The organism is Bacillus sp. GM2, assembly GCF_056155945.1.
In genome coordinates this window covers 1-25,984 of record NZ_JBRKSZ010000008.1, presented here as the reverse complement: position 1 = coordinate 25,984, position 25,984 = coordinate 1, and the positions used below count along the sequence as shown (strand labels likewise).

Below are 25,984 nucleotides of genomic sequence, written 5' to 3'. Positions count from 1 at the left end.
CGCTGAAAGGATGACAAAATCTTAAAACTGAAAACCGTTTTAAGATTTTGTCAACAATCTAAAAGCTTGGCTCTTAAACAGAGCCAAGCTTTAATTTTTTCTGAAGTTTTTCCTCGCTGAAAATCCATCCCGTATAGGAGGTGATTAATTCGAGCGTGTCTCTGTCGATGTGCGCGATCGCCACGAAAGGGTAGTGTCCTTTGCTGCGGTATCGCAGATCGATAAAGCGGACTTCGTAGTGATCCTTATACGTATCGATCTCCCATTTGTAAACCGGTGAGAATGAAAGAAACGCCGAAATGTTCTTATCCTGTTTCGCCGCTTTCATCACGTCCGTATCCGGCACAGGCACCCTGTTGAAGGTGTCGACGATGACGACGTTTCCGTCCATGCTTCGTCCGACATAAAAAGCCGATTTTGCTTTGACGGCGATTCGCCACTGCCTGAATTTCATCGTAGGAGAAATAATGATTTCTTCAATATCTTCGATTTTTTCACGGAGCTCATGCTTGATGTTCCTCTGCATGAAATACCTCACCAGATAATAACCGGTCAAGACGATGTAAAGAGCCAAAAACGTATAGCCCTGATGCGCGCCTGCCAGCCAAAAGGCGATGGCTATGAGATGGCTGACGAAAATAAACGGATCAAATGTATTAATCAAGCCGAGCGCTACCCATTTCCTTGAAAAAGGTCTGATCGCCTGTGTTCCGTATGCATTAAAAATATCCACGAACACATGAAGCGCGACCGCGGCAAAGGTCCAAAGCCACAGGTGAAGCAGGTTGGCTTCTGGATAAAACAGCATGAGAATGCCCGGAATCATCAGCGACCAGGCGAGAACAGCGGGGATGGAATGGGTGAATCCCCTGTGGTGCCTAATATAAACAGCGTTATTTTTCAATTTCAAAACGGTATCGATATCCGGAGCCTGAGATCCGGCGATTGTCGCAATCATCACGGCTTGAGCCATTGATGGGTCCATTCCGACAACTGGATCAAGCGTCGCGATGCCTCCGAGTGCAACGCCCATGACAACATGTGTGCCAGTATCCATTGGTGACCTCCCCTAATGGTGCTAGAAAATCATTTTTATTTTCCAAAAACAGAACGAACGATGGACATTGCCTGAAATATTTAACGCTTTTGCTTTCTTCACTTTTAATGTAACATGTTATCGTATATGCATATAGTTTACAACAAAAAGCCGAAGTAACAAAAGATCGGTATGCAAATGTGACGTGCACAGGCAAGGAGAAGTTTCATGATGGATCTGCAAAAGAAATTAGAGCAAAAAAACATCAAACAATTTCAAGAAGATTTAATTTCTTGGTATGAGCAAGAAAAACGGGATCTGCCATGGCGCTCAGACAGCGACCCTTATAAGGTATGGGTGTCAGAAGTGATGCTTCAGCAGACGAGAGTGGACACGGTGATTCCTTACTTCAACAACTTTATTGAAAAGTTCCCGACCGTTGAAGCGCTCGCTGAAGCCGACGAAGAAAAAGTGCTTAAAGCTTGGGAAGGACTGGGATACTATTCAAGAGTTCGGAACTTGCAGAGCGCTGTCAGGGAAGTTCACGAACGATACGGGGGAGTGGTTCCTCCTTCAAAAGAGGAATTCGGCAGCTTAAAAGGTGTCGGCCCTTATACAAGAGGCGCGGTGCTGAGCATCGCCTACAATCAGCCGGTCCCCGCGGTGGACGGAAATGTCATGCGGGTCATGTCACGGATTCTTTCCGTATGGGATGATATCGCAAAGCCTAAAACCAAAACCCTGTTTGAAAAAATTGTCGAAGCGTTTATTTCCGAAGAAAAACCGTCCGAATTTAACCAGGGGCTGATGGAGCTTGGCGCTGTCATCTGTACGCCGAAATCGCCATCCTGCCTTCTCTGTCCCGTCCGAGAACACTGTTCCGCTTTTGCAGAAGGCTGTGAAAAAGAGCTTCCGGTTAAAAGCAAAAAGAAAAAACCTTCGGTAAAAACTCTTGCAGCCGTTGTCCTGACTGATGAAGAAGGATACATCTATATCCATAAAAGACCGGCATCAGGCCTTTTGGCAAACCTTTGGGAATTCCCGAACACAGAAACGCAGAAAGGACTGAAGCACGAGCGCGAACAGCTTGCGGCTTTTTTGGAAGAAGCAGCCGGAATAGAAGCCGAAATCGGTCCGCTTGAAGGAATCGTAGAACACGTGTTTACACACCTTGTCTGGAACATTTCTGTCTTTTTCGGGAAAACGCTCGATCAACCGGATGATTCATACTTTAAAAAGGTCACGAAAGAAGAGCTCGCTGAATATGCCTTCCCGGTATCGCATCAGAAAATATGGAATATGTATATGAAATAGGCAGCTTGACTGTGCATGCTGTCCGTTAGTCGTACTGGATGGTGGTGCCGTGCGTATAATCGGCTTCCTGGCGGCGCAGTCCGCCTCTTGCTTGAATTTCTTTCACAACCTCCAGGTACTCGGCATGCCCTTCTTCATTAAGGAATGGCATGATTTGCTGGAAGGCGCGGTGAAAATAGAGAAGCTCCGCATCTTTCCACTCGTTTTTCGGCGTGTGATCGAGCTCGCTCATATCGCGTCCTACGTACATAAGGCGAATGCCTCCTTTTTTGATCGTGTTATGAGCTATTTTTTATCAGATTTTCAATCACTATACTAGGAGATGAATGACAGATGGAACAAAGAAAATGTGCCCTTATTACAGGAAGCAGCCGCGGCGTCGGCAAAGCAGCCGCCCTGAGGTTTGCCGAAAACGGCTACAATATCGTCATCAACTATGCAAGAAGCAAAAAAGCGGCCCTTGAAACGGCTGAAGAAATCGAAAAGCTCGGTGTCAAAGCATTGGTCGTCAAGGCGAATGTCGGGCAGCCGGCGAAAATAAAAGATATGTTTCAGCAAATCGAGGAAGCCTTCGGCAGACTGGACGTGTTCGTCAACAACGCTGCATCCGGCGTATTGCGCCCCGTCATGGAGCTTGAAGAAAGCCATTGGGACTGGACGATGAACATCAATGCGAAAGCTCTGCTATTCTGCGCGCAGGAAGCGGCAAAGCTGATGGAGAAAACGGGAGGCGGCCACATTGTCAGCATCAGTTCGCTCGGTTCGATCCGTTATTTGGAAAACTATACGACAGTCGGCGTTTCAAAAGCTGCGCTTGAATCATTGACAAGATATCTCGCAGTTGAGCTTGCGGCGGAAAACATCATCGTCAATGCGGTTTCGGGAGGCGCGATCGATACAGATGCCCTGAAGCATTTCCCGAACCGCGAAGAACTTTTGGAAGATGCCCGGCAAAATACGCCTGCCGGCCGCATGGTTGAGATTAGCGACATGGTCGATGCGGTGGAGTTTTTAACGTCGGGGAAAGCGGATATGATCCGCGGACAGACGATCATTATTGACGGCGGCCGTTCACTGCTCGTATAAATTTTTCGCGTTCAATGAATAGGATATCATCCTCCTGCACAATCTAATGGTCGTGGAGGTGATATACAATGGCTAACCAACAATCCAAAACAAACGCACAAAAAGTAAGACAACAAAACCAAGCTTCTGCACAAGGTGGTCAGTTCGGCACTGAATTTGCCAGCGAAACTGACGCGCAGCAAGTAAGACAAAATAACCAACAAGCTGAGCAAAAAAAACAGCAAAACAGCTAATCACTGAAACAGGAAAAAGCACTTCACCATCGGATGAGGTGCTTTTTTCTTTTCGTTTTTTGATCCGACAAAACATCCGAATCTTAGCCAGAATCAGTCAAAGGACATCCGGCATGTATAGAGAAATGTTAGTTAGGCAATAAATGGAGTAGAGCATAGAATGGAGGATCCCGAATGCCGGAATTTGAAAACTTGGTTCAGGGGCAGATGGAGATTATGGATAAGCTGCTGTATCTGCAAGCGGAGATTGAAAGATGCCAGAAAATTGAAAAAGAACTGGCAGCCCTTGAAAAGAAAGCCCAGCTTTTATCGATCCGGGAAGATATATCCCAGAAGCGGAAAGATCTTGCTCAAATTCAGGATTTATTCCAAAAGCAGACGGAGCAGGTGATTCAGGCTTATCAAAGAATCGAAGCATGAGCCTCTCTTTATCGTTTTTTAGAAAAGAGCCATTCCTGTTCGGGAGTGGCTGTTTTATTTTCATTTTTTATTTTCAAACGTTATAATAAATAAAAGAACTGTCGGACAGGCGATGTGACACACTGACTTGTAAGGCTTTTGCAAAGAAAGTAGGGGAGAAAAACATGGGCTTTCCCAAGGAAGGAGAAACCATTCAAATTCATAGCTATAAGCACAATGGACAGATTCATCGGATTTGGAATGAAACAACGATTTTAAAAGCAACGGAATTGTGCATCATCGGCGCCAATGACCGGACAATGGTCACAGAATCTGACGGCCGGACATGGGTGACGCGAGAGCCCGCAATTTGTTATTTCCATGCAAAGCAGTGGTTTAACGTCATCGGCATGCTTCGCGAAGACGGGATTTATTACTATTGCAACATCAGCTCGCCGTTTGCTTTGGACGATGAAGCCATCAAATACATCGACTATGATTTAGACGTGAAAGTCTTTCCGGATATGACGTATCATATTCTTGATGAAGATGAGTACGCTGATCATAAAAAGGCGATGAATTATCCGAAGGAAATCGACGGCATTTTAAGGTATCACTTAAATACGTTGCTGCATTGGATACACCAAAGAAAAGGCCCGTTTGCATCTGAATTTATTGATATTTGGTATGAACGGTATTTGCATTATACAAAATAAACCTGAAAAACCTGTTGAGACCAACAGGTTTTTTGCGGTGTACTCACACATCAAGATATAGAGGGGGGAAGACGTGTGGGGGTAATCAGAAGGTACATGGAATTTGTGAAGCCGTATAAATGGAAAATCGTTTTGACGGTTTTAATCGGTATTATTAAATTTTCTATTCCGCTGGTCATCCCGCTTCTGCTGAAATACGTCGTGGACGACATCATCCAGGGGAGCGGGACTGCTGAGGAAAAAACATCCACATTATTCATGGTAATGGCGGTTATGTTCGCCATTTTTTTGGTGCTTCGGCCGCCTGTCGAATATTACCGTCAGTATTTCGCGCAGTGGACGGCAAGCAAGGTGCTTTATGATATCAGGGACAAGCTTTTTGCGCATATACAAAAGCTGAGCCTCAGGTATTATGCGAACACCCGCGCAGGAGAAATTATTTCAAGGGTCATCAATGATGTCGAGCAGACGAAGGAATTCGTCATCATCGGATTGATGAATGTATGGCTTGACGTGATGACGATTTTTATCGCCATCGCCATTATGATGACGATGGACGTGAAGCTGACGCTTATTTCGATCGTGCTGTTTCCGCTTTACGGACTGTCTGTTAAATTCTTCTACGGCAGGCTCAGAAAGCTGACGAGAGAACGTTCCCAAGCGCTGGCCGAAGTGCAGGGCCATCTTCATGAAAGGGTTCAGGGAATGCCTGTCATCAGGAGTTTTGCGATCGAGGATTATGAACAAAAGCAATTTGATCACGAGAACGGGAATTTTCTCGGTAAAGCAATCCGCCATACGGCCTGGAATGCCAAAACCTTTGCCGTCGTCAATACGGTTACAGACCTCGCTCCGCTGATCATCATTACGGTTGCAGGTTATCATGTGATTCACGGGAACCTTACTGTAGGAACGATGGTGGCGTTTTTCGGATATATCGAACGCCTCTACAACCCGCTGCGCCGCCTGATCAATTCCTCGACAACATTGACGCAGTCGATCGCATCAATGGACAGGCTGTTTGAATTTATTGATGAACCGTATGATTTAAAAGATAAGCCCAATGCTGTAAAAGCAGAGCGATTAAAAGGGATTGTTGAATTTAAAAACGTTTCCTTTCAATACGAAAAATCGGAGGAAATGATTTTGCAGGATCTTTCTTTGAAAGCCGAACGGGGCGAAACGGTTGCGCTCGTCGGGATGAGCGGAGGCGGCAAATCGACGCTTGTCAGCCTCATTCCGAGATTCTACGATGTCTCAGCCGGAAGCCTGGAGATCGACGGCATCGATGTGCGCGATTATGAGGCGCGAAGCCTTAGAAACCAAATCGGCATGGTTCTCCAGGATACGTTTTTATTCAGCGAATCGGTACGCGAAAACATATCGATCGGGAATCCCGAAGCTTCGATGGAAGACATCATTGAAGCGGCAAAAGCTGCGAATGCCCATGATTTTATTATGGAGCTGCCGCAAGGCTATGATACAAAGGTCGGAGAAAGGGGAGTCAAGCTGTCCGGAGGCCAAAAACAGCGGATATCAATCGCCAGGGTGTTCCTGAAGAACCCGCCGCTCTTAATTTTGGATGAAGCGACGTCAGCGCTTGACCTTGAAAGCGAGCACTATATCCAGGAAGCGATGGAAAAGCTCGCGAAAGACCGGACGACCTTTATCGTTGCTCACAGACTGTCGACGATTACCCACGCTGACAAAATCGTTGTCATCGAAAACGGACGTGTCGCGGAAATCGGCACACATGACGAACTAATGAGCCGCGACGGGCACTATAAGCATTTATTCACCATTCAAAAATTAAACTAAAACCGCAAAAAGCCTGACTTTCGTTTGAAGCTGAACGGATGTCAGGCTTTTTCTTTCCCCGCAAATTTCGTACATATTTCCTATCTCGTTTAAATACAATTTAAAAAATACAAGCTCCGGAGGTGTATAAGTGACAAAAGAAAAATTGCTTGAAGTATCGGATTTATCGATTTCGTTTCAAAAGAAAAAGTCCGAAACCCCGATTGTGCAAGGCGTTTCTTTCGATCTCCATCCCGGAGAAATCATGGGAGTCGTCGGAGAGTCCGGCTGCGGCAAAAGCGTCACCTCTTTGGCTTTAATGGGGCTGAACGCAAACACCCGGACGACGGGCCGGATCAAGTTTCAAAACAAAGACCTTCTCATGCAGTCTGAAAAAGAATGGAGACAGATGCGCGGCAATGACATCGCGATGGTTTTTCAAGAGCCGATGACCTCCCTCAATCCCCTTTTTACAATTGGCGATCAACTAACAGAAGCACTCTCCAGCCATACCAATATTCATAAAAAAGAAGCAAGAAGAAAAGCCGTTCAAATGCTGGATACCGTCGGCCTGCCGAGGACGGACCAGCTGATGAAGCAATATCCCCACGAACTGTCGGGAGGCATGAGGCAGCGGGTCATGATCGCAATGGCATTAATTTGCGAACCGAAACTGCTGATTGCCGATGAACCGACAACAGCTCTCGACGTCACCATCCAGGCTCAGATTCTGTCCCTTTTGAAAAAAATGAATGCCGAATTTAACACAGCCATTCTCCTTATTACCCATGACCTTGGCGTCGTTCACAATACATGTGAACGCGTGATGATCATGTATGCCGGGCGGATCGTTGAAGAAGGCGGTGTCACCGCTGTTTTTGACAGCCCGAAACACCCCTATACAAAAGGCTTGTTCGCCTCTATTCCGGCATTCACAGGCAAATCCGAGCGTCTGTCTTCGATTGAGGGGCAGGTGCCGAAACCGGGGTCGATAAAAAAAGGCTGTATGTTTGCGCCGAGGTGCCCTCATAAACGCGAACGCTGCGTAGAGGAGGAGCCTGGATTGAACAGGCTGGCGGATGACCATGCTGTAAGCTGCTTTCTCTACGAAGAGGAAGGTGCTTTCACATGAATCATGAACTGCTGAACGTCCAAGAGCTGAAAACGTATTACCGCGTGTCCCGCAAGAAAATCGTCAAAGCGGTCGATGATGTTACACTGTCAGTCAAAAAAGGCGAAATCGTAGGGATCGTCGGGGAATCCGGCTGCGGAAAATCAACCTTGGGAAAATCGATACTGCGGCTGACCGAACCGACTTCTGGAAAGGTGACGTTTCTCGGGCGGGAGATGACCGGCCTTGATGCAAAACAGCTTCGCAACATGAGAAGGCATATACAAATGATTTTTCAAGATCCGTACGCTTCATTGAATCCGCGCATGAAAATAAAAGATATTTTGGAGGAACCGCTGATCGTTCATAAACTCGGAACGAAGGCGGAAAGGAGAGAAGTCGTTCGCTCGATGCTTGAAATTGTCGGTCTTGATGCTTCATACGGCGACCGATATGCACACCAATTCAGCGGCGGCCAGAGGCAAAGGATCGGTATTGCAAAAGCGCTGATCACAAAGCCGAAATTAATCATTGCCGATGAGCCTGTTTCCGCGCTTGATGTATCCGTTCAGGCGCAGATCTTAAATCTGCTGTCTGATCTGCAGGAGGCATTCAATTTAACGTTTCTGTTTATTTCGCATGATCTCGGGGTCGTCCGCTATATCAGCGACAGGGTAGCCGTGATGTATTTCGGAAAGATTGTCGAGATGGCGGACGCCGACTCTTTATTTAGAGAACCGAAACACCCCTATACAGAAACACTGTTAGCGGCAGTACCCGTCATCGGCAAAGGAGAGGCGGTTCATACGGCGCCGGATATTGCCGCGCCCCGCATGAGTGAAAAGGGCTGTCCTTTTTACAGCCGATGCATGAAGCGGGCGGACGTCTGCCTTGAAGCGGAGCCGCTTCTTGAAGAGACTGCGGACGGGCATTATGCTGCATGCCATTTTACCAATAAGGAGGCTGTACGATGAAAAAGAAAAGCTGGCTGATCTGTTTGGGAATGATTCTGTCTGTTTCCGCTTTTTTAATGGGATGCTCCGGTAACGAAAGCGGAAAGAACGACGGAGGGACGAACGGCGGAAAAGATACGCTGATCATCGGCAGAGGAGGTGATTCGACATCGCTTGATCCGATCACAACGACAGAAGGCGAAGCGTTTAAAGTGACGATCAATATGTTTGAGACCTTGCTGAATTACGGGGAACAAGACACAACGCTGAAGGAAGGCCTCGCGGTGAAATGGGACGCTTCAGATGACGGTTTGACCTACACATTGGAGCTGAGAAAAGGCGTGAAATTCCATGATGGAACGGATTTTAATGCAGAAGCCGTCAAATACAATTTTGAGCGGTGGATGAACGGGGATGAAGAAAAATTTCCTTACTACGGCATGTTCGGAGGCTATAAGAAAGATGAGGGGCACGTCATCAAAGACATAAAAGTTCTCGACGACCATAAGATTCAGTTCATTTTAAAACGCCCGCAAGCGCCGTTTTTAAAGAACCTTGCCATGACTTCTTTCGGGATTGCAAGTCCTGCCGCCATTGAAAAATACGGCGAAAAATTCAGGGAGCACCCCGTCGGCACTGGCCCTTACAAATTTGTCGAATGGAAGCCGAACGACCGGATCGTCCTTGAGAAAAATGAAGACTATTGGGATCAAGGCAAACCGAAATTGCAGAAGATCATTTTCAGAGCCATTCCTGAAAACTCAGCCCGCTTAAATGCATTGAAGACGGGCGAAATCGACCTAATGGATGGCGTCAATCCGTCTGATATCGAAAGCATCAAAGCAGACGCCAATCTGAAAATATTTGAAAGGCCTTCAATGAACGTCGGGTATCTCGGAATGACAACGACGAGAAAGCCATTTGACAATAAGCTGGTCCGCCAGGCGCTGAACCATGCTGTCGATAAACAGGCGATTATCGACTCCTTCTACGGAGGTCTCGCTGAATCTGCCAAAAACCCGCTCCCTCCTTCGCTTGAAGGGTACAACGATCAGATAAAGGAATATCCGTATGATTTAAAAAAGGCAAAAGAACTCTTAAAAGAAGCCGGATTCCCGGACGGGTTTAAAATGAAGCTTTGGGCAATGCCTGTTCCGCGGCCGTATATGCCGGACGGTATGAAAATAGCCGAAGTGATACAATCAAGCTTCGAAAAAATCGGCGTCAAAGCGGAAATCGTCACTTACGACTGGGCGACGTATTTGGATAAGGTGAGCAAAGGAGAAGCTGACGCGTTTTTGATGGGCTGGACCGGAGACAATGGAGATCCGGACAATTTCATTTATACGCTGCTTGATAAAGATAATATCGGCGGTAACAACTATACGTACTTCAGCAATGACGAGCTTCATGACATCTTAATCGAAGCGCAGTCAGACCCTGACCAAAAGAAGAGAAATAAACTGTATCAAGATGCGCAGGAGCTCCTCCATGAAGAATCGCCTTGGGTTCCGCTTGTCCATTCCACGCCGATTTTGGCCGGTTCAAAAGATATCGAAGGATATGCTCCGCATCCGACAGGGAGTGAAGTATTGTCCAGCGTAGAGTTTAAATAGGTGGTGACAGCCATTGCTTGCGTACTGTTTAAAACGGACGGCTATGCTGATCCCCGTTCTCATCGGCATGACACTGGTCGTTTTTTCGATCATCCGCTTTATTCCCGGCAACCCCGCCCAGGTTATTCTCGGTCAGAGGGCGACAAAGGAAGCGGTGCAGCAGCTGACCGTCCAGCTCGGCCTTGATCAGCCGTGGTATGTGCAATACGCCAGATATATCGGGGATTTGCTGAAAGGGGATCTCGGGACATCAATCCGCACGGGAGCGGCGATTACGCAAGAAATAAAGCCGTATTTGTTCGCCACTCTCGAGCTTGCTTTTTTCGCGATGCTGATCGCAGTGTTTGTCGGCGTGAATGCCGGAATCATCAGCGCGTGGTTTAAGAATTCGGTATTCGACTATATTGCGATGCTGGTTGCTTTAATCGGCGTGTCGATGCCGATTTTTTGGCTCGGTCTGATGGGCCAGTGGTTCTTTTCGATCGAGCTCGGCTGGCTGCCGACAACGGGAAGGGAGAATGTCAGAAATCCGGTCGAAGCCTTTACCTACATTCATACACTGGACACCCTTTTGCACGGAAGATTTGATCAGTTTGCAGAAACCATCCGCCATTTAATTTTGCCGGGAACCGCTCTTGCCACCATTCCCGCCGCGATCATTGCGAGAATTACGAGAGCCAGCATGATAGAGGTGCTGCAGTCCGATTATATCCGCACGGCAAAAGCAAAAGGCGTGCATATGTTTTTCGTCATCTATAAGCACGGTTTAAAAAATGCATTCATTCCGGTATTGACCGTCATCGGCCTGCAAACCGGACTGTTACTGGGCGGCGCAATTTTAACAGAGACTATTTTTGCCTGGCCCGGCATCGGCCGGTACATTTATGATGCGATCAGCTACCGCGACTACCCGGTTATCCAATCGGGCATCCTCGTGATCGCCTTCATCTTCGTCATGATTAACTTCATTGTTGATCTGCTGTACGCCGTCATCGATCCGAGAATTAAATATTAGGAGGCGGGAAACATGGTTGTGCTTCAAAATGAACAGCAGAGGGAGGACGTGAAGGTGCGTTCGCCTTTGGCGGAACATATTCGGCGGTTTTTTGAGCATAAATTGGCTGCCGCCGGCACGATTCTAGTCGCGCTGTTTATCCTGCTAGCCATCTTCGCGCCGCTCATCGCACCATACGGAATAAACGACCAGTCACTGTCAGACAGGCTCGCCGCTCCGTCTGCGGAACACCTTTTTGGCACGGATGACTTTGGCAGGGATATTTTCTCTAGGGTGCTTTACGGCGCAAGGCTGTCTTTATGGGTCGGCTTTTTCTCCTGTTTGGCATCGGCCTTGGCGGGGACGCTGCTAGGGCTGATCGCCGGTTTTTACGGCAGATGGGCTGATGCATTGATTTCACGGCTGTTTGATATCATGCTCGCGTTTCCGAGCATTCTGCTGGCGATCGCCATTGTAGCGATTCTGGGGCCTTCTCTTGAAAATGCCCTGATTGCCATCGCCATCATCAACGTTCCGACGTTTGGCAGGCTCGTTCGTTCAAAAGTGCTCAGCATCAGGCAGGAGGAGTATATCTTATCAGCGCGTGCTGTCGGGATGTCCAATATAAGGCTGATGTTTAAACACATTCTCCCCAACAGCATGGCCCCGGTTATCGTTCAAGCGACGCTGAATATTGGAACCGCGATTATAGAAGCGGCCGCGCTCGGATTTTTAGGGTTGGGGGCGCAGGCGCCGAACCCCGAGTGGGGAAAAATGCTTGCGGATGCCAGGCCTTACTTGGCGCAGGCTCCATGGACATTGTTTTTTCCGGGATTTGCGATCATGCTGACCGTTCTCGGCTTTAATCTGATGGGAGACGGCCTGCGCGACACCCTTGATCCGAAAATGAAGGAAGGAAAATAAAAAACCGGTTAACATATTCGTTAACCGGTTTATTCTTCCTCAACTTCAAGCTCGCTGTCTTTTTTGTGGTACGTCTGAAAGCTTGAGAGCAAGGTTTCCAAATGCTCAAGCTGTTCTCGGTATTCTACAGTGCTCGCCATAATGGTCAGCATATTGTAGTCCAACAGTTCTTCTTTTAATTTGTCCTGGTTTTTCAGGAATGATTCGGTCAAGTGCTGTTTGTACACGTCTCCTTCTTCGTGCAGGTCGACGTGATCCTGCGTTTTGATCCTGCCGACGAATCTCATTAAAATTCGTTCGTGCCAATGGAGGAGATAATCGAGCTCTTCGACCAGCGTTTCTTGAAATTCTTCAGGCATGTGATAAAACTCGTTTTCAAGCCGGTGCAGCTTTTTCAGGGCATCAAGCGCACGGTTGGATGCAATGATCGCCTGTCTGAACAGCACGAGCTTTCGCTGTTTTACATATGTGGAACGTTTTAAATAGCTTCTTTCTTCTTTGTAGAGCAAGTAAAGGTGGTCAACCTTCATCATTTTTTCTTTCAGTTTTTCAATGTCTTCTTTCAGCATGGAATGTTCCGTTGTCTTCCGCGTCAACAATCTGATCCATTTAATGACTTCATCTGTATTTTCAACAATATGGCTGACGAGCTTCGTTTCATATTTAGGCGGCAGAAAAATCAGGTTGACCAAGAACGCAGACAACACGCCCAAAATAACCGTTCCGGTTCTCACCAAAGCAAACCATAAAAAGTTGTCGCCGGAGCTCTCCAGTATGGCAATAACGGTGACAAGAGCGATCGAAATCGTGTTCTCGATCTTCAGCTTCAAGTTGATCGTAATGACGATTACCGCCGTCAATCCGATGATGATCGGACTGGGTTCAAAAATAAGTCCAAAAATAATGGCTGTGGCTGCTCCGATAATGTTCGCCTGCACTTGATCGACAATCGTCAAAAATGAACGATAGATCGAAGGCTGGATCGCGAAGATAGCCGCGATTCCCGCGAAGACAGGAGTCGGAAGGCCGAGCCAAGACGCGAGGTAAAGCGCAAGCGTAATGGCAATGCCTGTTTTGAAAATACGGGCACCAAGTTTCATTAGGCTGTACTTGCATCCCTTTCTATAATAAAATTCGTTCTTTACAGAAAATGAATTGTAGTGAACATTCCCTCTCTGTTAATTTGCCAAACAATAAAGTAATATACAGCGATCTTCCGAAATATTCAACCCATTTTTAAGAAAAAACAAATCATTGACAAAAAAGAAAAACAAGCCGGCGGAAAGTGCCTGTTCACCGCGCTTTCAAAGTGCTCCGCATTTGATAAAAAAGAGAGCGGATCCGCTCTCTTTTTACATGCGCTGTTTCAATTGTTTAAATGAGTCATCCACGGCTTTGAGCGTATCTTTAATGTCCTCTTCCGTGTGCGCGGTGGTGATAAACCATGCTTCATATTTTGAAGGCGCAAGATTGATTCCGCGCTCAAGCATCAGTTTGAAAAAGGCCGCGAACATGTCTCCGTCCGTATTTTCGGCTTGCTCATAGTTTTCGACTTTTTCGTTCGTGAAGTATACGGTGAGCGCGCCTTTTAGACGGTTGACAGTGATGTCGATGCCGTGGGTCTCGGCATGTGCCAGGATGCCTTCTTCAAGCATGGCGCCGAGGCGGTCAAGTTTTTCGTATGTGCCTTTTTCTTTCAGCACTTCAAGGCAGGCGATGCCAGAGAGGATGGAAGCCGGATTCCCCGCCATCGTGCCCGCTTGATAAGCAGGTCCGAGCGGTGCGACTTGTTCCATAATCTCTTTTCTGCCTCCGTAGGCGCCGATCGGCAGGCCGCCGCCGATGATTTTGCCGAGCGCCGTCAAATCAGGTTTGACGCCAAGAAGATCCTGGGCGCCGCCGTACATAAAGCGGAAAGCGGTAATGACTTCATCGTAGATGACCAGGGCTCCCGCCTTATGTGTCAGTTCATTGACCTGCTCGAGGAATCCGCTCTTCGGTTCGACGATCCCGAAGTTTCCGACAATCGGTTCAACGAGGACTGCCGCAATATCGTTCCCCCATTTATCGAGCGCTTCTTTATAGCTGTCGATATCATTGAAAGGAACGGTAATCACCTCGTTGGCGATGCTTTTTGGAACCCCGGCGGAATCAGGCGTGCCGAGCGTTGACGGTCCTGAACCGGCCGCCACCAGCACAAGATCGGAATGGCCGTGGTAGCAGCCGGCGAACTTGATGATTTTCGTTCTGCCTGTATAGGCCCGGGCGACGCGAATCGTCGTCATCACAGCTTCCGTTCCCGAATTGACGAATCTCACTTTATCCAAGGCAGGAATCGCTTCCTTAAGCATCTTGGCAAATGTCACTTCATGCTTTGTCGGCGTACCGTAAAGCACCCCGTTCTCAGCAGCTGTTTGAATCGCTTTCGTGATATGCGGGTGGGCGTGGCCCGTAATAATCGGTCCGTACGCGGCAAGGTAGTCTATGTATTTGTTGCCGTCCACATCCCAAAAATAAGCGCCGCTTCCCCTTTCCATCGCGACGGGAGAACCTCCGCCGACCGCTTTGTAAGACCTTGAGGGGCTGTTGACGCCTCCGACTATATGTTGAAGAGCTTCTTCATGAAGCTTTTCAGATTGAGTATGCTGCATAATATCCTCCTCATTTTTGCACCTTTATCTATTTCTATATTTTCTATATTGTAACACGAGGCGGACAGAGCGCAAAAAAGAAGCCGCCGAACATTTGAACAAGAGGGCGCTGTTTTTTATAATGGGGGAAAGCAAGCGATTAAACATAACAGGAGGCAAAACAATGACTGTTGAAATTGGACAAAAGGTGCCTGATATTGAACTGCTGGGCGATCACGGAGAAAAAGTAAAGCTGTCGGATTTTGAAGGAAAGTATGTCGTGCTCTATTTTTACCCGAAAGATATGACGCCGGGATGCACAACGGAAGCGTGCGATTTCAGAGACCGTCATGAAAGCTTTGCGGAACTTGATGCCGTCATTATCGGAGTCAGCCCCGACGATCAGGCAAGGCATGAAAAATTCAAGCAAAAACACGATCTGCCGTTTCTGCTGCTCGTCGATGATGAACACAAGCTCGCTGAAAGCTTTGACGTATGGAAGCTGAAGAAGAATTTCGGCAAGGAATACATGGGTGTCGAACGGTCGACATTCCTGATTGATAAAGAAGGCCGCCTTGTGAAAGAGTGGCGGAAAGTAAAGGTAAAAGACCATGTCGCAGAAGCGCTTCAAGCAGTAAAAGAAATCGCGGAAGCATAAAGCTCGCTGGGGAGGCCGGACTGTATTTTAGTTTGGTCTCTTTTTACGCTCATATTCGCCTGTCTGATCGGCCATGCTGATCATAGCGGCATTTTTCGCCTTAAAAATAGCTTTTTCACAGGGATTGGAATTGACAAAGATTCTGATCAGGAGTTACACTAATTATAAACGTTATAATGTAAGAATTTTTTTTAGAAGAGAGGTGCATGACGATGGCTGAACATAACCTGAAAGAAGCGTTGGAAGCGTTGAAGGAAACCGGGGTGCGAATTACTCCTCAACGTCATGCCATTCTGGAATTTCTCGTGAATTCTATGTCTCATCCAACTGCAGATGATATATATAAAGCTCTGGAAGGGAAATTTCCAAACATGAGCGTAGCAACGGTCTACAACAATTTGCGGGTTTTTAAGGAATCAGGGCTCGTTAAGGAATTAACGTACGGAGATTCCTCCAGCCGGTTTGACTTCGTGACTTCCGAGCATTATCACGCAATTTGCGAACGCTGCGGGAAAATCGTCGACTTTCATTATCCCGGCCTCGACGAAGTGGAGCAGCTTGCTTCACATGTGACAGGATTTAAAGTCAGTCACCATAGACTGGAGATATACGGTTTATGTCAGGAATGCGACAAAAAAGAAAGCCATTAAAAAGAGCTGGCCGCTTTTTTAACGGTCAGCTTATTTTTGTTGCAGCATTTACTGAGACTTTCGATTATACGATTCGTTAAACTCTTTTCCTTCGAGGTTTTTGTCCAATGTCAAAGGCTCCCTGCAATGCATGCACATATCAACCCGGCCTAAAATCTTGGTCGGTTTTTCACAGTTTGGACAGACGACTTGAACCGCTTTCGTTGAAAGCATGCCGATCCAAAAATAAACCGCTGTGCTCAACAAGATAGACAATACCCCCAAGATCATAAACACCGACATCAAGAGGACCGAGGACCTAAAAAAGACCCCGACATACATAATAATGAAGCCTATAAATACAAGGCTCAACGCAAACGTTCTGATTTTGTTGATTTTACTAGAGTATTTGGCCATATCCATCCCCCTGTCTCTAATATAGCATATCAAAGATGTGTTATTCTTTAATTAAAACGAATCAATTGGAAAATTTCTATAGAGAGTTTTGGGGAAATTGATTATAATAATTCAATGTGTTTTCAAAATAAAGGAGTTTTTATTGGCTCGTAGAAATAGGTAGAAACAAGAGAGAAGCTTTTATGCAACGTATTTACATCGTATTGGAGGAATGGTGATGGAAAATCTTCTCCGTCCGATTTACCAAGAAAGAGCAAGCCGCCCTGACACACTCGCTGTCATGCTGATTGAGAGGAGAAATCAAACTTCATCTGCAACAGATAATTTTGATGCGGCATTGTTGATTATCGTTAATAAGGCTGAAGACCCTGTATTCGTGAAGCATTATGATTTCGACGGAAAAACGGCTTCTCTTCATATTATTTCTGTTGAACAGCTTCAGGAATGGATTCTGCTTGGAACAAACAGGAGAATCATAGACTGGGTTCTCAATGGAAAGGTGCTTTTCGACCGAAACGAATTTATCGCCAAGCTGATTGAGCAGCTCAATACATTTCCGTTTTCAGAAAGAAAACTAAAAATCGGACTTGAATACGGGAAATTAATCAGAAGATATATAGAAGGAAAATCGTTTTTTGAGGACGGTCAATTTTTGGATGCCTACAATTCCATCGTACACGCCCTCCACCATTTGGCCAGAATCGAAGTGATCGATAAGGGGTTTCACCCTGAAGTTACGGTATGGAACCAAGTCCGCCACATGGAACCTCAGGTTTATAAATTGTATAAGGAATTAATTGAAAGCAATGAAAGCTTGCAAAAACGGCTGGAGTTATTATTCCTCGCAAGCGATTTTCTCATTCATTCAAAAGCCGAAATAGGGGCTGCCTATATTCTCAATGTCATGGATGAAAAATCGGTTTGGCAATTTGCCGAACTTCTTAAACATCCGGATCTCAAGTATTTCACGACAGACCTGGGAGTTATACTGGAGTTCTTGGCTGAAAAGGATTTAGTCGGAGTAAAGCCGATAGAGACAAAGGGCCAAAAGATTTTTCACCGAGGATATTTTATTAAAAAAGTGTTGACACTAATTTATAACGGTGATATATTATTAAGCGTCGCTGTTAGCGGAACGGTTTTTGAACAGAAAGCAGCAGCGACGAAAAATCAAAAAAACATTTGACACTTCTCGTTGAAAATGTTATACTAATAAAGTCGCTTCGGACAGAAGCGGAAATGATCTTTGAAAACTAAACAAGACAAAACGCACCTGTTAATTCATTAAATAAATCGCACATGCGAATGTGCGTAGTCAGGGGCCTGCACGATGCAGGCCATGCAGATGTTGTCACAGAATGTGACGAACTTAATCTGCTCTCCATTACTTCATGGAGAGTTTGATCCTGGCTCAGGACGAACGCTGGCGGCGTGCCTAATACATGCAAGTCGAGCGGACCGACGGGAGCTTGCTCCCTTAGGTCAGCGGCGGACGGGTGAGTAACACGTGGGTAACCTGCCTGTAAGACTGGGATAACTCCGGGAAACCGGGGCTAATACCGGATGCTTGATTGAACCGCATGGTTCAATCATAAAAGGTGGCTTTTAGCTACCACTTACAGATGGACCCGCGGCGCATTAGCTAGTTGGTGAGGTAACGGCTCACCAAGGCGACGATGCGTAGCCGACCTGAGAGGGTGATCGGCCACACTGGGACTGAGACACGGCCCAGACTCCTACGGGAGGCAGCAGTAGGGAATCTTCCGCAATGGACGAAAGTCTGACGGAGCAACGCCGCGTGAGTGATGAAGGTTTTCGGATCGTAAAACTCTGTTGTTAGGGAAGAACAAGTACCGTTCGAATAGGGCGGCACCTTGACGGTACCTAACCAGAAAGCCACGGCTAACTACGTGCCAGCAGCCGCGGTAATACGTAGGTGGCAAGCGTTGTCCGGAATTATTGGGCGTAAAGCGCGCGCAGGCGGTTTCTTAAGTCTGATGTGAAAGCCCCCGGCTCAACCGGGGAGGGTCATTGGAAACTGGGGAACTTGAGTGCAGAAGAGGAGAGTGGAATTCCACGTGTAGCGGTGAAATGCGTAGAGATGTGGAGGAACACCAGTGGCGAAGGCGACTCTCTGGTCTGTAACTGACGCTGAGGCGCGAAAGCGTGGGGAGCGAACAGGATTAGATACCCTGGTAGTCCACGCCGTAAACGATGAGTGCTAAGTGTTAGAGGGTTTCCGCCCTTTAGTGCTGCAGCAAACGCATTAAGCACTCCGCCTGGGGAGTACGGTCGCAAGACTGAAACTCAAAGGAATTGACGGGGGCCCGCACAAGCGGTGGAGCATGTGGTTTAATTCGAAGCAACGCGAAGAACCTTACCAGGTCTTGACATCCTCTGACAACCCTAGAGATAGGGCTTCCCCTTCGGGGGCAGAGTGACAGGTGGTGCATGGTTGTCGTCAGCTCGTGTCGTGAGATGTTGGGTTAAGTCCCGCAACGAGCGCAACCCTTGATCTTAGTTGCCAGCATTCAGTTGGGCACTCTAAGGTGACTGCCGGTGACAAACCGGAGGAAGGTGGGGATGACGTCAAATCATCATGCCCCTTATGACCTGGGCTACACACGTGCTACAATGGGCAGAACAAAGGGCAGCGAAGCCGCGAGGCTAAGCCAATCCCACAAATCTGTTCTCAGTTCGGATCGCAGTCTGCAACTCGACTGCGTGAAGCTGGAATCGCTAGTAATCGCGGATCAGCATGCCGCGGTGAATACGTTCCCGGGCCTTGTACACACCGCCCGTCACACCACGAGAGTTTGTAACACCCGAAGTCGGTGAGGTAACCTTTTGGAGCCAGCCGCCTAAGGTGGGACAGATGATTGGGGTGAAGTCGTAACAAGGTAGCCGTATCGGAAGGTGCGGCTGGATCACCTCCTTTCTAAGGATATTATACGGAATATAAGACCTTGCGGTCTTATAGACAGGTGCGTTTGGATCTTGTTTAGTTTTGAAGGATCATTCCTTCAGACATAGGAGCACCTGCTAAATGCGCCACATCCTGTGGCAACGCATGTGTTAGCACCTCCTGTGCGTTGTTCTTTGAAAACTAGATAACGAAAGTAGACATCACATTCAATTAGTAATGCAAGATATCACGTAGTGATTCTTTTTAACGGTTAAGTTAGAAAGGGCGCACGGTGGATGCCTTGGCACTAGGAGCCGATGAAGGACGGGACGAACACCGATATGCTTCGGGGAGCTGTAAGCAAGCTTTGATCCGGAGATTTCCGAATGGGGAAACCCACTGCTCGTAATGGAGCAGTATCCATATCTGAATTCATAGGATATGAGAAGGCAGACCCGGGGAACTGAAACATCTAAGTACCCGGAGGAAGAGAAAGCAAATGCGATTCCCTGAGTAGCGGCGAGCGAAACGGGAACAGCCCAAACCAAGAGGCTTGCCTCTTGGGGTTGTAGGACACTCTGTACGGAGTTGCAAAAGAACGAGGTAGATGAAGAGGTCTGGAAAGGCCCGCCATAGGAGGTAACAGCCCTGTAGTCAAAACTTCGTTCTCTCCTGAGTGGATCCTGAGTACGGCGGAACACGTGAAATTCCGTCGGAATCCGGGAGGACCATCTCCCAAGGCTAAATACTCCCTAGTGACCGATAGTGAACCAGTACCGTGAGGGAAAGGTGAAAAGCACCCCGGAAGGGGAGTGAAAGAGATCCTGAAACCGTGTGCCTACAAGTAGTCAGAGCCCGTTAACGGGTGATGGCGTGCCTTTTGTAGAATGAACCGGCGAGTTACGATCCCGTGCAAGGTTAAGTTTGAAAAGACGGAGCCGCAGCGAAAGCGAGTCTGAATAGGGCGCATGAGTACGTGGTCGTAGACCCGAAACCAGGTGATCTACCCATGTCCAGGGTGAAGTTCAGGTAACACTGAATGGAGGCCCGAACCCACGCACGTTGAAAAGTGCGGGGATGAGGTGTGGGTAGGGGTGAAATGCCAATCGAACCTGGAGATAGCTGGTTCTCTCCGAAATAGCTTTAGGGCTAGCCTCAAGGTAAGAGTCTTGGAGGTAGAGCACTGATTGGACTAGGGGCCCCTACCGGGTTACCGAATTCAGTCAAACTCCGAATGCCAAAGACTTATCCTTGGGAGTCAGACTGCGAGTGATAAGATCCGTAGTCGAAAGGGAAACAGCCCAGACCGCCAGCTAAGGTCCCAAAGTATACGTTAAGTGGAAAAGGATGTGGAGTTGCTTAGACAACCAGGATGTTGGCTTAGAAGCAGCCACCATTTAAAGAGTGCGTAATAGCTCACTGGTCGAGTGACTCTGCGCCGAAAATGTACCGGGGCTAAACGTATCACCGAAGCTGCGGACTGTTCTTGCGAACAGTGGTAGGAGAGCGTTCTAAGGGCTGTGAAGCGAGACCGGAAGGACTCGTGGAGCGCTTAGAAGTGAGAATGCCGGTATGAGTAGCGAAAGAGGGGTGAGAATCCCCTCCACCGAATGCCTAAGGTTTCCTGAGGAAGGCTCGTCCGCTCAGGGTTAGTCGGGACCTAAGCCGAGGCCGAAAGGCGTAGGCGATGGACAACAGGTTGATATTCCTGTACCACCTCCTCACCATTTGAGCAATGGGGGGACGCAGGAGGATAGGGCAAGCGCGGTATTGGATATCCGCGTCCAAGCAGTTAGGCTGGGAAATAGGCAAATCCGTTTCCCGTAAGGCTGAGCTGTGATGGCGAGCGAAATATAGTAGCGAAGTTCCTGATTCCACACTGCCAAGAAAAGCCTCTAGCGAGGTGAGAGGTGCCCGTACCGCAAACCGACACAGGTAGGCGAGGAGAGAATCCTAAGGTGATCGAGAGAACTCTCGTTAAGGAACTCGGCAAAATGACCCCGTAACTTCGGGAGAAGGGGTGCTCTGTTAGGGTGCAAGCCCGAGAGAGCCGCAGTGAATAGGCCCAGGCGACTGTTTAGCAAAAACACAGGTCTCTGCGAAGCCGTAAGGCGAAGTATAGGGGCTGACGCCTGCCCGGTGCTGGAAGGTTAAGAGGAGCGCTTAGCGTAAGCGAAGGTGCGAATTGAAGCCCCAGTAAACGGCGGCCGTAACTATAACGGTCCTAAGGTAGCGAAATTCCTTGTCGGGTAAGTTCCGACCCGCACGAAAGGCGCAACGATCTGGGCACTGTCTCAACGAGAGACTCGGTGAAATTATAGTACCTGTGAAGATGCAGGTTACCCGCGACAGGACGGAAAGACCCCGTGGAGCTTTACTGCAGCCTGATATTGAATGTTGGTACAGCTTGTACAGGATAGGTAGGAGCCTTGGAAACCGGAGCGCCAGCTTCGGTGGAGGCATCGGTGGGATACTACCCTGGCTGTATTGACCTTCTAACCCGCTGCCCTTATCGGGCAGGGAGACAGTGTCAGGTGGGCAGTTTGACTGGGGCGGTCGCCTCCTAAAAGGTAACGGAGGCGCCCAAAGGTTCCCTCAGAATGGTTGGAAATCATTCGCAGAGTGTAAAGGCACAAGGGAGCTTGACTGCGAGACCTACAAGTCGAGCAGGGACGAAAGTCGGGCTTAGTGATCCGGTGGTTCCGCATGGAAGGGCCATCGCTCAACGGATAAAAGCTACCCCGGGGATAACAGGCTTATCTCCCCCAAGAGTCCACATCGACGGGGAGGTTTGGCACCTCGATGTCGGCTCATCGCATCCTGGGGCTGTAGTCGGTCCCAAGGGTTGGGCTGTTCGCCCATTAAAGCGGTACGCGAGCTGGGTTCAGAACGTCGTGAGACAGTTCGGTCCCTATCCGTCGCGGGCGCAGGAAATTTGAGAGGAGCTGTCCTTAGTACGAGAGGACCGGGATGGACGCACCGCTGGTGTACCAGTTGTTCTGCCAAGGGCATCGCTGGGTAGCTATGTGCGGACGGGATAAGTGCTGAAAGCATCTAAGCATGAAGCCCCCCTCAAGATGAGATTTCCCATTCCTATAAGGAAGTAAGATCCCTGAAAGATGATCAGGTTGATAGGTCTGAGGTGGAAGTGTGGCCACACATGGAGCTGACAGATACTAATCGATCGAGGACTTAACCTAATAAAATAAGTGAACGCTGGCTAAATACGCCACATCGTGTGGCAACGCCTGCATGACCCACATCCTGTGGGCCTCGTCTGCCCGTTATCTAGTTTTGAGAGAATAATTTCTCAAAAAATGCACTTGCATTTTTTCAAATACATAGTATAATGATCTTTGTCACTAAATTGTCTGGTGATGATGGCGAAGAGGTCACACCCGTTCCCATGCCGAACACGGAAGTTAAGCTCTTCAGCGCCGATGGTAGTTGGGGGCTTCCCCCTGCGAGAGTAGGACATCGCCAGGCAGGCATTATTCCGCAGTAGCTCAGTGGTAGAGCTATCGGCTGTTAACCGATCGGTCGCAGGTTCGAATCCTGCCTGCGGAGCCATTTATTGGAGAGCTGTCCGAGTGGTCGAAGGAGCACGATTGGAAATCGTGTAGGCGGCCAACGCCGTCTCAAGGGTTCGAATCCCTTGCTCTCCGCCACTTTAAATACATCTGGCCCGTTGGTCAAGTGGTTAAGACACCGCCCTTTCACGGCGGTAACACGGGTTCGAATCCCGTACGGGTCACCATTCTTTTTTGGACAGCACGCTGAAAAGTATCAGGTTTACACCAAAGCTTTTTAAAGGAAGGCATGCTAAGATCGCAACGTCCTGCTGCAACGCATGCACTTGTAGGTCCTGTACTTCGGAGGATTAGCTCAGCTGGGAGAGCATCTGCCTTACAAGCAGAGGGTCGGCGGTTCGATCCCGTCATCCTCCACCATTTCTATGAAAATCATATTATCGCGGGGTGGAGCAGTTCGGTAGCTCGTCGGGCTCATAACCCGAAGGTCGCAGGTTCAAATCCTGCCCCCGCAACCAAATTACTCATTAATGGTCCGGTAGTTCAGTTGGTTAGAATGCCTGCCTGTCACGCAGGAGGTCGCGGGTTCGAGTCCCGTCCGGACCGCCATTTAAATAGAGGCTCGGTAGCTCAGTTGGTAGAGCAACGGACTGAAAATCCGTGTGTCGGCGGTTCGATTCCGTCCCGAGCCACCATTTGCCGGTCTAGCTCAATTGGTAGAGCAACTGACTTGTAATCAGTAGGTTGGGGGTTCAAGTCCTCTGGCCGGCACTGTTTTGGAGGGGTAGCGAAGTGGCTAAACGCGGCGGACTGTAAATCCGCTCCCTCAGGGTTCGGCGGTTCGAATCCGTCCCCCTCCACCATGTTTTTAGGGGCATAGTTTAACGGTAGAACAGAGGTCTCCAAAACCTCCGGTGTGGGTTCGATTCCTACTGCCCCTGCCAATTTTAATTCACAATTTATGGCGGTTGTGGCGAAGTGGTTAACGCACCAGATTGTGGCTCTGGCACTCGTGGGTTCGATTCCCATCAATCGCCCTTAATATTGGGCTATAGCCAAGCGGTAAGGCAACGGACTTTGACTCCGTCATGCGCTGGTTCGAATCCAGCTAGCCCAGTTTTCATCTTTCTTTATCATCCTGCATATGATAAGATGAATATTAGTTAAAATGCGGAAGTAGTTCAGTGGTAGAACACCACCTTGCCAAGGTGGGGGTCGCGGGTTCGAATCCCGTCTTCCGCTCCAATTCTTAAATGATGGCGGCATAGCCAAGTGGTAAGGCAGAGGTCTGCAAAACCTTTATCCCCGGTTCGAATCCGGGTGTCGCCTTATTTCCCGTGCCGGGGTGGTGGAATTGGCAGACACACAGGACTTAAAATCCTGCGGTAGGTGACTACCGTGCCGGTTCAAGTCCGGCCCTCGGCACCATTGATCACACACATGCCGGTGTGGCGGAATTGGCAGACGCGCACGACTCAAAATGCGGTTTACCATTCCGATGACATAAACGCTAATATGACGGGCGATCTACGATTTGTAGGTCGCTCTTTTTGCGTTATATGCGTAAGATTCCGTTGTTTTGTCGCCGACGAATAAAATTCGGAGGTGCAGCGATGGCGCGGCGGTCAAATAAGTTAGTAACCGATCAAGCATCGGACAAGCCCGAAATTGAATTGACGGATTTTGAAACGGCTTTTAATTCGTTTATCCGCGAATGTAAGCTGAAAAATTTATCGAAACACACCGTTAAGTATTATCGCGATGAATTACTCGCATTTCGTACGATGCTTGAACGGCAGGGAATTTCGACAAAACCCGGTGATATCACGCTGAAAATTATTAAGGAAAACGTTATAGTCTACATGATGGAAACGTTAAATCGAAAGGAAACTTCGATCAATACGCGACTGCGGGCGATTCGGGCGTTCTTTAATTTCCTCGAAAAAGATCGTCAAATATACGAAAATCCAGTACGGGAACTTTCGCTCTTGAAGCAGAAGAAGGAAGTTGTAGAAACGTTCTCACGCGACCAATTAAAGGACTTACTGAGACAGCCGGACTTAGGGACGTTTACTGGTTTTCGCGATTATACGATCATGCTCTTACTTATTGAAACCGGTGTGCGGGTACGGGAGTTGACGGATATTTGCGTTAAGGATATTCGGTGGGAAGATTCGCAAATAAGGATCGATGGGAAGGGATATAAAGAGCGCCTTGTACCGATACAAGCGACGATGAAATGCCAGTTAAGGAAGTATGTACAAATACGCGGAGACGTACCGAACGAGGCTTTGTTCGTTACGATAGATAATACTCCGTTGACAATTCGCCAGGTACAAAACCGTTTAAGAAAGTATGGACGAAAGGCAAATATTAAAAACGTTAGATGCTCGCCTCATACTTTCCGACACACCTTTGCGAAAATGTCCGTTCAAAATGGAGCCGATGTTTTTGCGCTTCAGGCAGTTTTAGGGCATACGAGCTTAGATATGGTTCGGAATTACGTTAATTTATTCAGCAGTGATGTCATGGATGCTCACAAGAAATTCAGCCACGTAGAGAAATTGTTTTAACCTCGTCTTTTTAGGCGAGGTTATTTTTTTGTTTAAAAAGCCGTCCGATCCGAGAAGTTTATGTGCAACTTATAATGAACACATAATTTTTTTGAAATTGATGTCCCAATAATAAAGATTGACTACGTGTTTTATAAGTGAAGGCAGAAGAAATTTCGAATTTATTGTGCGGTTTTGATAAGTCGCGGGTATTATTTCGTGAAGGAGGTCATGAAGAATGGCAAACGAACTTGATAAGTTCCGATACGAACAGTTAGACGATAGCACAGCAGAATTTCTTCGCATCAAGGAGTCTAAAATGCGTGAGATCGTCGGGAAAGCATATACGGATTTAGGCCGGGAGTTAAAGGAAGCCCAAGAAAGGTTATCCAACCATAATAAATACAAAGGAGCGTTTGAAAAGTGGCTTCATCATATTGGTATGAATCGTGAACAGGCTAACCGATTGATCCGAAGATTCGAT

18 protein-coding genes, 15 tRNA genes, 3 rRNA genes and 3 pseudogenes are annotated in these 25,984 nt (G+C 47.9%); 34 read left to right on the top strand and 5 right to left on the bottom strand.

Translation table 11 applies throughout. The annotated features are described in order from the left end of the window. Positions 1 to 73: 73 nt before the first annotated feature. Positions 74 to 1,057: a metal-dependent hydrolase gene (locus tag ACVC9U_RS14980; protein ID WP_145652984.1), complete on the bottom strand. Its 984-nt coding sequence runs from the start codon at positions 1,055 to 1,057 to the stop codon at positions 74 to 76. A gap of 207 nt (positions 1,058 to 1,264) precedes the next feature. Here ACVC9U_RS14980 and mutY point away from each other — a divergent pair, with 207 nt between their 5' ends. Further along, entirely contained in the window at positions 1,265 to 2,350 is a 1,086-nt protein-coding gene (gene mutY, locus ACVC9U_RS14975; RefSeq protein ID WP_075755185.1) for an A/G-specific adenine glycosylase, read from the top strand. A 25-nt stretch (positions 2,351 to 2,375) separates the two neighbouring features. Here mutY and ACVC9U_RS14970 read toward each other — a convergent pair whose 3' ends face one another. Beyond that, on the bottom strand, positions 2,376 to 2,600 hold the full coding sequence (locus ACVC9U_RS14970) for a hypothetical protein (protein ID WP_020450628.1): 225 nt from the start codon (positions 2,598 to 2,600) through the stop codon (positions 2,376 to 2,378). Between the two features lie 83 nt (positions 2,601 to 2,683). Here ACVC9U_RS14970 and fabL point away from each other — a divergent pair, with 83 nt between their 5' ends. The 10 genes and pseudogenes from fabL to ACVC9U_RS14920 all read left to right on the top strand — a co-directional run bounded on the left by fabL (position 2,684) and on the right by ACVC9U_RS14920 (position 12,179). Then, on the top strand, positions 2,684 to 3,436 hold the full coding sequence (gene fabL / locus ACVC9U_RS14965; RefSeq protein WP_441391227.1) for an enoyl-[acyl-carrier-protein] reductase FabL: 753 nt from the start codon (positions 2,684 to 2,686) through the stop codon (positions 3,434 to 3,436). A gap of 83 nt (positions 3,437 to 3,519) precedes the next feature. Next, positions 3,520 to 3,669 (top strand): annotated as a pseudogene (locus ACVC9U_RS14960) (gamma-type small acid-soluble spore protein); the annotation flags it as partial. Between the two features lie 174 nt (positions 3,670 to 3,843). Further along, on the top strand, positions 3,844 to 4,089 hold the full coding sequence (locus ACVC9U_RS14955; RefSeq protein WP_003179940.1) for a YgaB family protein: 246 nt from the start codon (positions 3,844 to 3,846) through the stop codon (positions 4,087 to 4,089). Between the two features lie 164 nt (positions 4,090 to 4,253). Continuing rightward, positions 4,254 to 4,784 carry a nucleoside tri-diphosphate phosphatase gene (ntdP, locus tag ACVC9U_RS14950; RefSeq protein WP_003179942.1) on the top strand — a complete coding sequence of 177 codons (531 nt, stop codon included), beginning with the start codon at positions 4,254 to 4,256 and terminating at the stop codon, positions 4,782 to 4,784. A gap of 75 nt (positions 4,785 to 4,859) precedes the next feature. Continuing rightward, positions 4,860 to 6,602 carry an ABC transporter ATP-binding protein gene (locus tag ACVC9U_RS14945; protein ID WP_003179944.1) on the top strand — a complete coding sequence of 581 codons (1,743 nt, stop codon included), beginning with the start codon at positions 4,860 to 4,862 and terminating at the stop codon, positions 6,600 to 6,602. A 130-nt stretch (positions 6,603 to 6,732) separates the two neighbouring features. Beyond that, complete coding sequence (locus tag ACVC9U_RS14940; RefSeq protein ID WP_003179945.1) at positions 6,733 to 7,713, top strand: ABC transporter ATP-binding protein; 981 nt, start codon at positions 6,733 to 6,735, stop codon at positions 7,711 to 7,713. After that, positions 7,710 to 8,666, top strand: coding sequence for an ABC transporter ATP-binding protein (locus tag ACVC9U_RS14935; protein WP_003179948.1), 957 nt, complete (start codon positions 7,710 to 7,712; stop codon positions 8,664 to 8,666). Before ACVC9U_RS14940 ends, ACVC9U_RS14935 begins: the two co-directional genes overlap by 4 nt. Further along, positions 8,663 to 10,261, top strand: coding sequence for an ABC transporter substrate-binding protein (locus ACVC9U_RS14930; RefSeq protein ID WP_441391226.1), 1,599 nt, complete (start codon positions 8,663 to 8,665; stop codon positions 10,259 to 10,261). The genes ACVC9U_RS14935 and ACVC9U_RS14930 overlap by 4 nt, the downstream gene beginning before the upstream one ends. A gap of 13 nt (positions 10,262 to 10,274) precedes the next feature. Further along, the gene (locus ACVC9U_RS14925) at positions 10,275 to 11,276 is read left to right on the top strand and encodes an ABC transporter permease (RefSeq protein ID WP_145652999.1); all 1,002 of its coding nucleotides are present in this window, start codon (positions 10,275 to 10,277) and stop codon (positions 11,274 to 11,276) included. A gap of 12 nt (positions 11,277 to 11,288) precedes the next feature. Continuing rightward, the gene (locus ACVC9U_RS14920) at positions 11,289 to 12,179 is read left to right on the top strand and encodes an ABC transporter permease (protein WP_003179955.1); all 891 of its coding nucleotides are present in this window, start codon (positions 11,289 to 11,291) and stop codon (positions 12,177 to 12,179) included. A 29-nt stretch (positions 12,180 to 12,208) separates the two neighbouring features. Here the strand turns inward: ACVC9U_RS14920 and ACVC9U_RS14915 are convergent, their stop codons facing one another. Both ACVC9U_RS14915 and ACVC9U_RS14910 read right to left on the bottom strand, forming a co-directional pair. Next, positions 12,209 to 13,279 carry an FUSC family protein gene (locus ACVC9U_RS14915; RefSeq protein WP_003179957.1) on the bottom strand — a complete coding sequence of 357 codons (1,071 nt, stop codon included), beginning with the start codon at positions 13,277 to 13,279 and terminating at the stop codon, positions 12,209 to 12,211. Between the two features lie 252 nt (positions 13,280 to 13,531). Beyond that, entirely contained in the window at positions 13,532 to 14,830 is a 1,299-nt protein-coding gene (locus tag ACVC9U_RS14910) for a glutamate-1-semialdehyde 2,1-aminomutase (protein ID WP_009329014.1), read from the bottom strand. Positions 14,831 to 14,993: 163 nt separating this feature from the next. On the opposite strand from ACVC9U_RS14910, the gene bcp reads away from it, so the two are divergent. After that, a complete protein-coding gene (gene bcp, locus ACVC9U_RS14905; protein ID WP_003179960.1) occupies positions 14,994 to 15,467 on the top strand; it encodes a thioredoxin-dependent thiol peroxidase in 474 nt (157 codons plus the stop codon). 212 nt (positions 15,468 to 15,679) lie between these two features. Next, the gene (gene perR, locus ACVC9U_RS14900; RefSeq protein WP_003179961.1) at positions 15,680 to 16,117 is read left to right on the top strand and encodes a peroxide-responsive transcriptional repressor PerR; all 438 of its coding nucleotides are present in this window, start codon (positions 15,680 to 15,682) and stop codon (positions 16,115 to 16,117) included. Between the two features lie 48 nt (positions 16,118 to 16,165). On the opposite strand, the gene ACVC9U_RS14895 is transcribed toward perR, so the two are convergent. Next, positions 16,166 to 16,513: a YgzB family protein gene (locus ACVC9U_RS14895; protein ID WP_003179962.1), complete on the bottom strand. Its 348-nt coding sequence runs from the start codon at positions 16,511 to 16,513 to the stop codon at positions 16,166 to 16,168. A 217-nt stretch (positions 16,514 to 16,730) separates the two neighbouring features. Between ACVC9U_RS14895 and ACVC9U_RS14890 the strand changes: the two are divergent. The 21 genes and pseudogenes from ACVC9U_RS14890 to ACVC9U_RS14790 all read left to right on the top strand — a co-directional run. Further along, positions 16,731 to 17,594: pseudogene (locus ACVC9U_RS14890) on the top strand (nucleotidyltransferase-like protein); the annotation flags it as partial. 307 nt (positions 17,595 to 17,901) lie between these two features. Beyond that, positions 17,902 to 19,451 (top strand): 16S ribosomal RNA (locus ACVC9U_RS14885). 236 nt (positions 19,452 to 19,687) lie between these two features. Continuing rightward, positions 19,688 to 22,618: ribosomal RNA gene (locus ACVC9U_RS14880) — 23S ribosomal RNA — on the top strand. A 170-nt stretch (positions 22,619 to 22,788) separates the two neighbouring features. Then, positions 22,789 to 22,904 (top strand): 5S ribosomal RNA (gene rrf, locus ACVC9U_RS14875). Together the 16S, 23S and 5S rRNA genes with 15 tRNA genes alongside form the textbook arrangement of a ribosomal RNA operon. Before the next feature lie 9 nt (positions 22,905 to 22,913). Beyond that, positions 22,914 to 22,988 (top strand) — tRNA-Asn (locus ACVC9U_RS14870). A gap of 6 nt (positions 22,989 to 22,994) precedes the next feature. Next, positions 22,995 to 23,086, top strand: a tRNA-Ser gene (locus ACVC9U_RS14865). Positions 23,087 to 23,100: 14 nt separating this feature from the next. After that, a tRNA-Glu gene (locus ACVC9U_RS14860) sits at positions 23,101 to 23,175 on the top strand. 117 nt (positions 23,176 to 23,292) lie between these two features. Then, positions 23,293 to 23,368 (top strand) — tRNA-Val (locus ACVC9U_RS14855). A 21-nt stretch (positions 23,369 to 23,389) separates the two neighbouring features. Further along, positions 23,390 to 23,466, top strand: a tRNA-Met gene (locus tag ACVC9U_RS14850). A gap of 14 nt (positions 23,467 to 23,480) precedes the next feature. Continuing rightward, positions 23,481 to 23,557 (top strand) — tRNA-Asp (locus tag ACVC9U_RS14845). A 10-nt stretch (positions 23,558 to 23,567) separates the two neighbouring features. After that, positions 23,568 to 23,643: transfer RNA gene (locus ACVC9U_RS14840), tRNA-Phe, on the top strand. 3 nt (positions 23,644 to 23,646) lie between these two features. Next, positions 23,647 to 23,719 (top strand) — tRNA-Thr (locus tag ACVC9U_RS14835). A 7-nt stretch (positions 23,720 to 23,726) separates the two neighbouring features. After that, positions 23,727 to 23,811 (top strand) — tRNA-Tyr (locus ACVC9U_RS14830). Positions 23,812 to 23,818: 7 nt separating this feature from the next. Continuing rightward, positions 23,819 to 23,892, top strand: a tRNA-Trp gene (locus ACVC9U_RS14825). Between the two features lie 20 nt (positions 23,893 to 23,912). Continuing rightward, positions 23,913 to 23,985 (top strand) — tRNA-His (locus ACVC9U_RS14820). Positions 23,986 to 23,993: 8 nt separating this feature from the next. Beyond that, positions 23,994 to 24,065, top strand: a tRNA-Gln gene (locus tag ACVC9U_RS14815). Positions 24,066 to 24,118: 53 nt separating this feature from the next. Further along, a tRNA-Gly gene (locus ACVC9U_RS14810) sits at positions 24,119 to 24,193 on the top strand. Positions 24,194 to 24,206: 13 nt separating this feature from the next. Then, a tRNA-Cys gene (locus ACVC9U_RS14805) sits at positions 24,207 to 24,277 on the top strand. A gap of 10 nt (positions 24,278 to 24,287) precedes the next feature. Beyond that, positions 24,288 to 24,376 (top strand) — tRNA-Leu (locus tag ACVC9U_RS14800). A 185-nt stretch (positions 24,377 to 24,561) separates the two neighbouring features. Then, positions 24,562 to 25,521: a tyrosine-type recombinase/integrase gene (locus tag ACVC9U_RS14795; protein ID WP_441391225.1), complete on the top strand. Its 960-nt coding sequence runs from the start codon at positions 24,562 to 24,564 to the stop codon at positions 25,519 to 25,521. A 217-nt stretch (positions 25,522 to 25,738) separates the two neighbouring features. Next, positions 25,739 to 25,984: pseudogene (locus tag ACVC9U_RS14790) on the top strand (hypothetical protein); the annotation flags it as partial.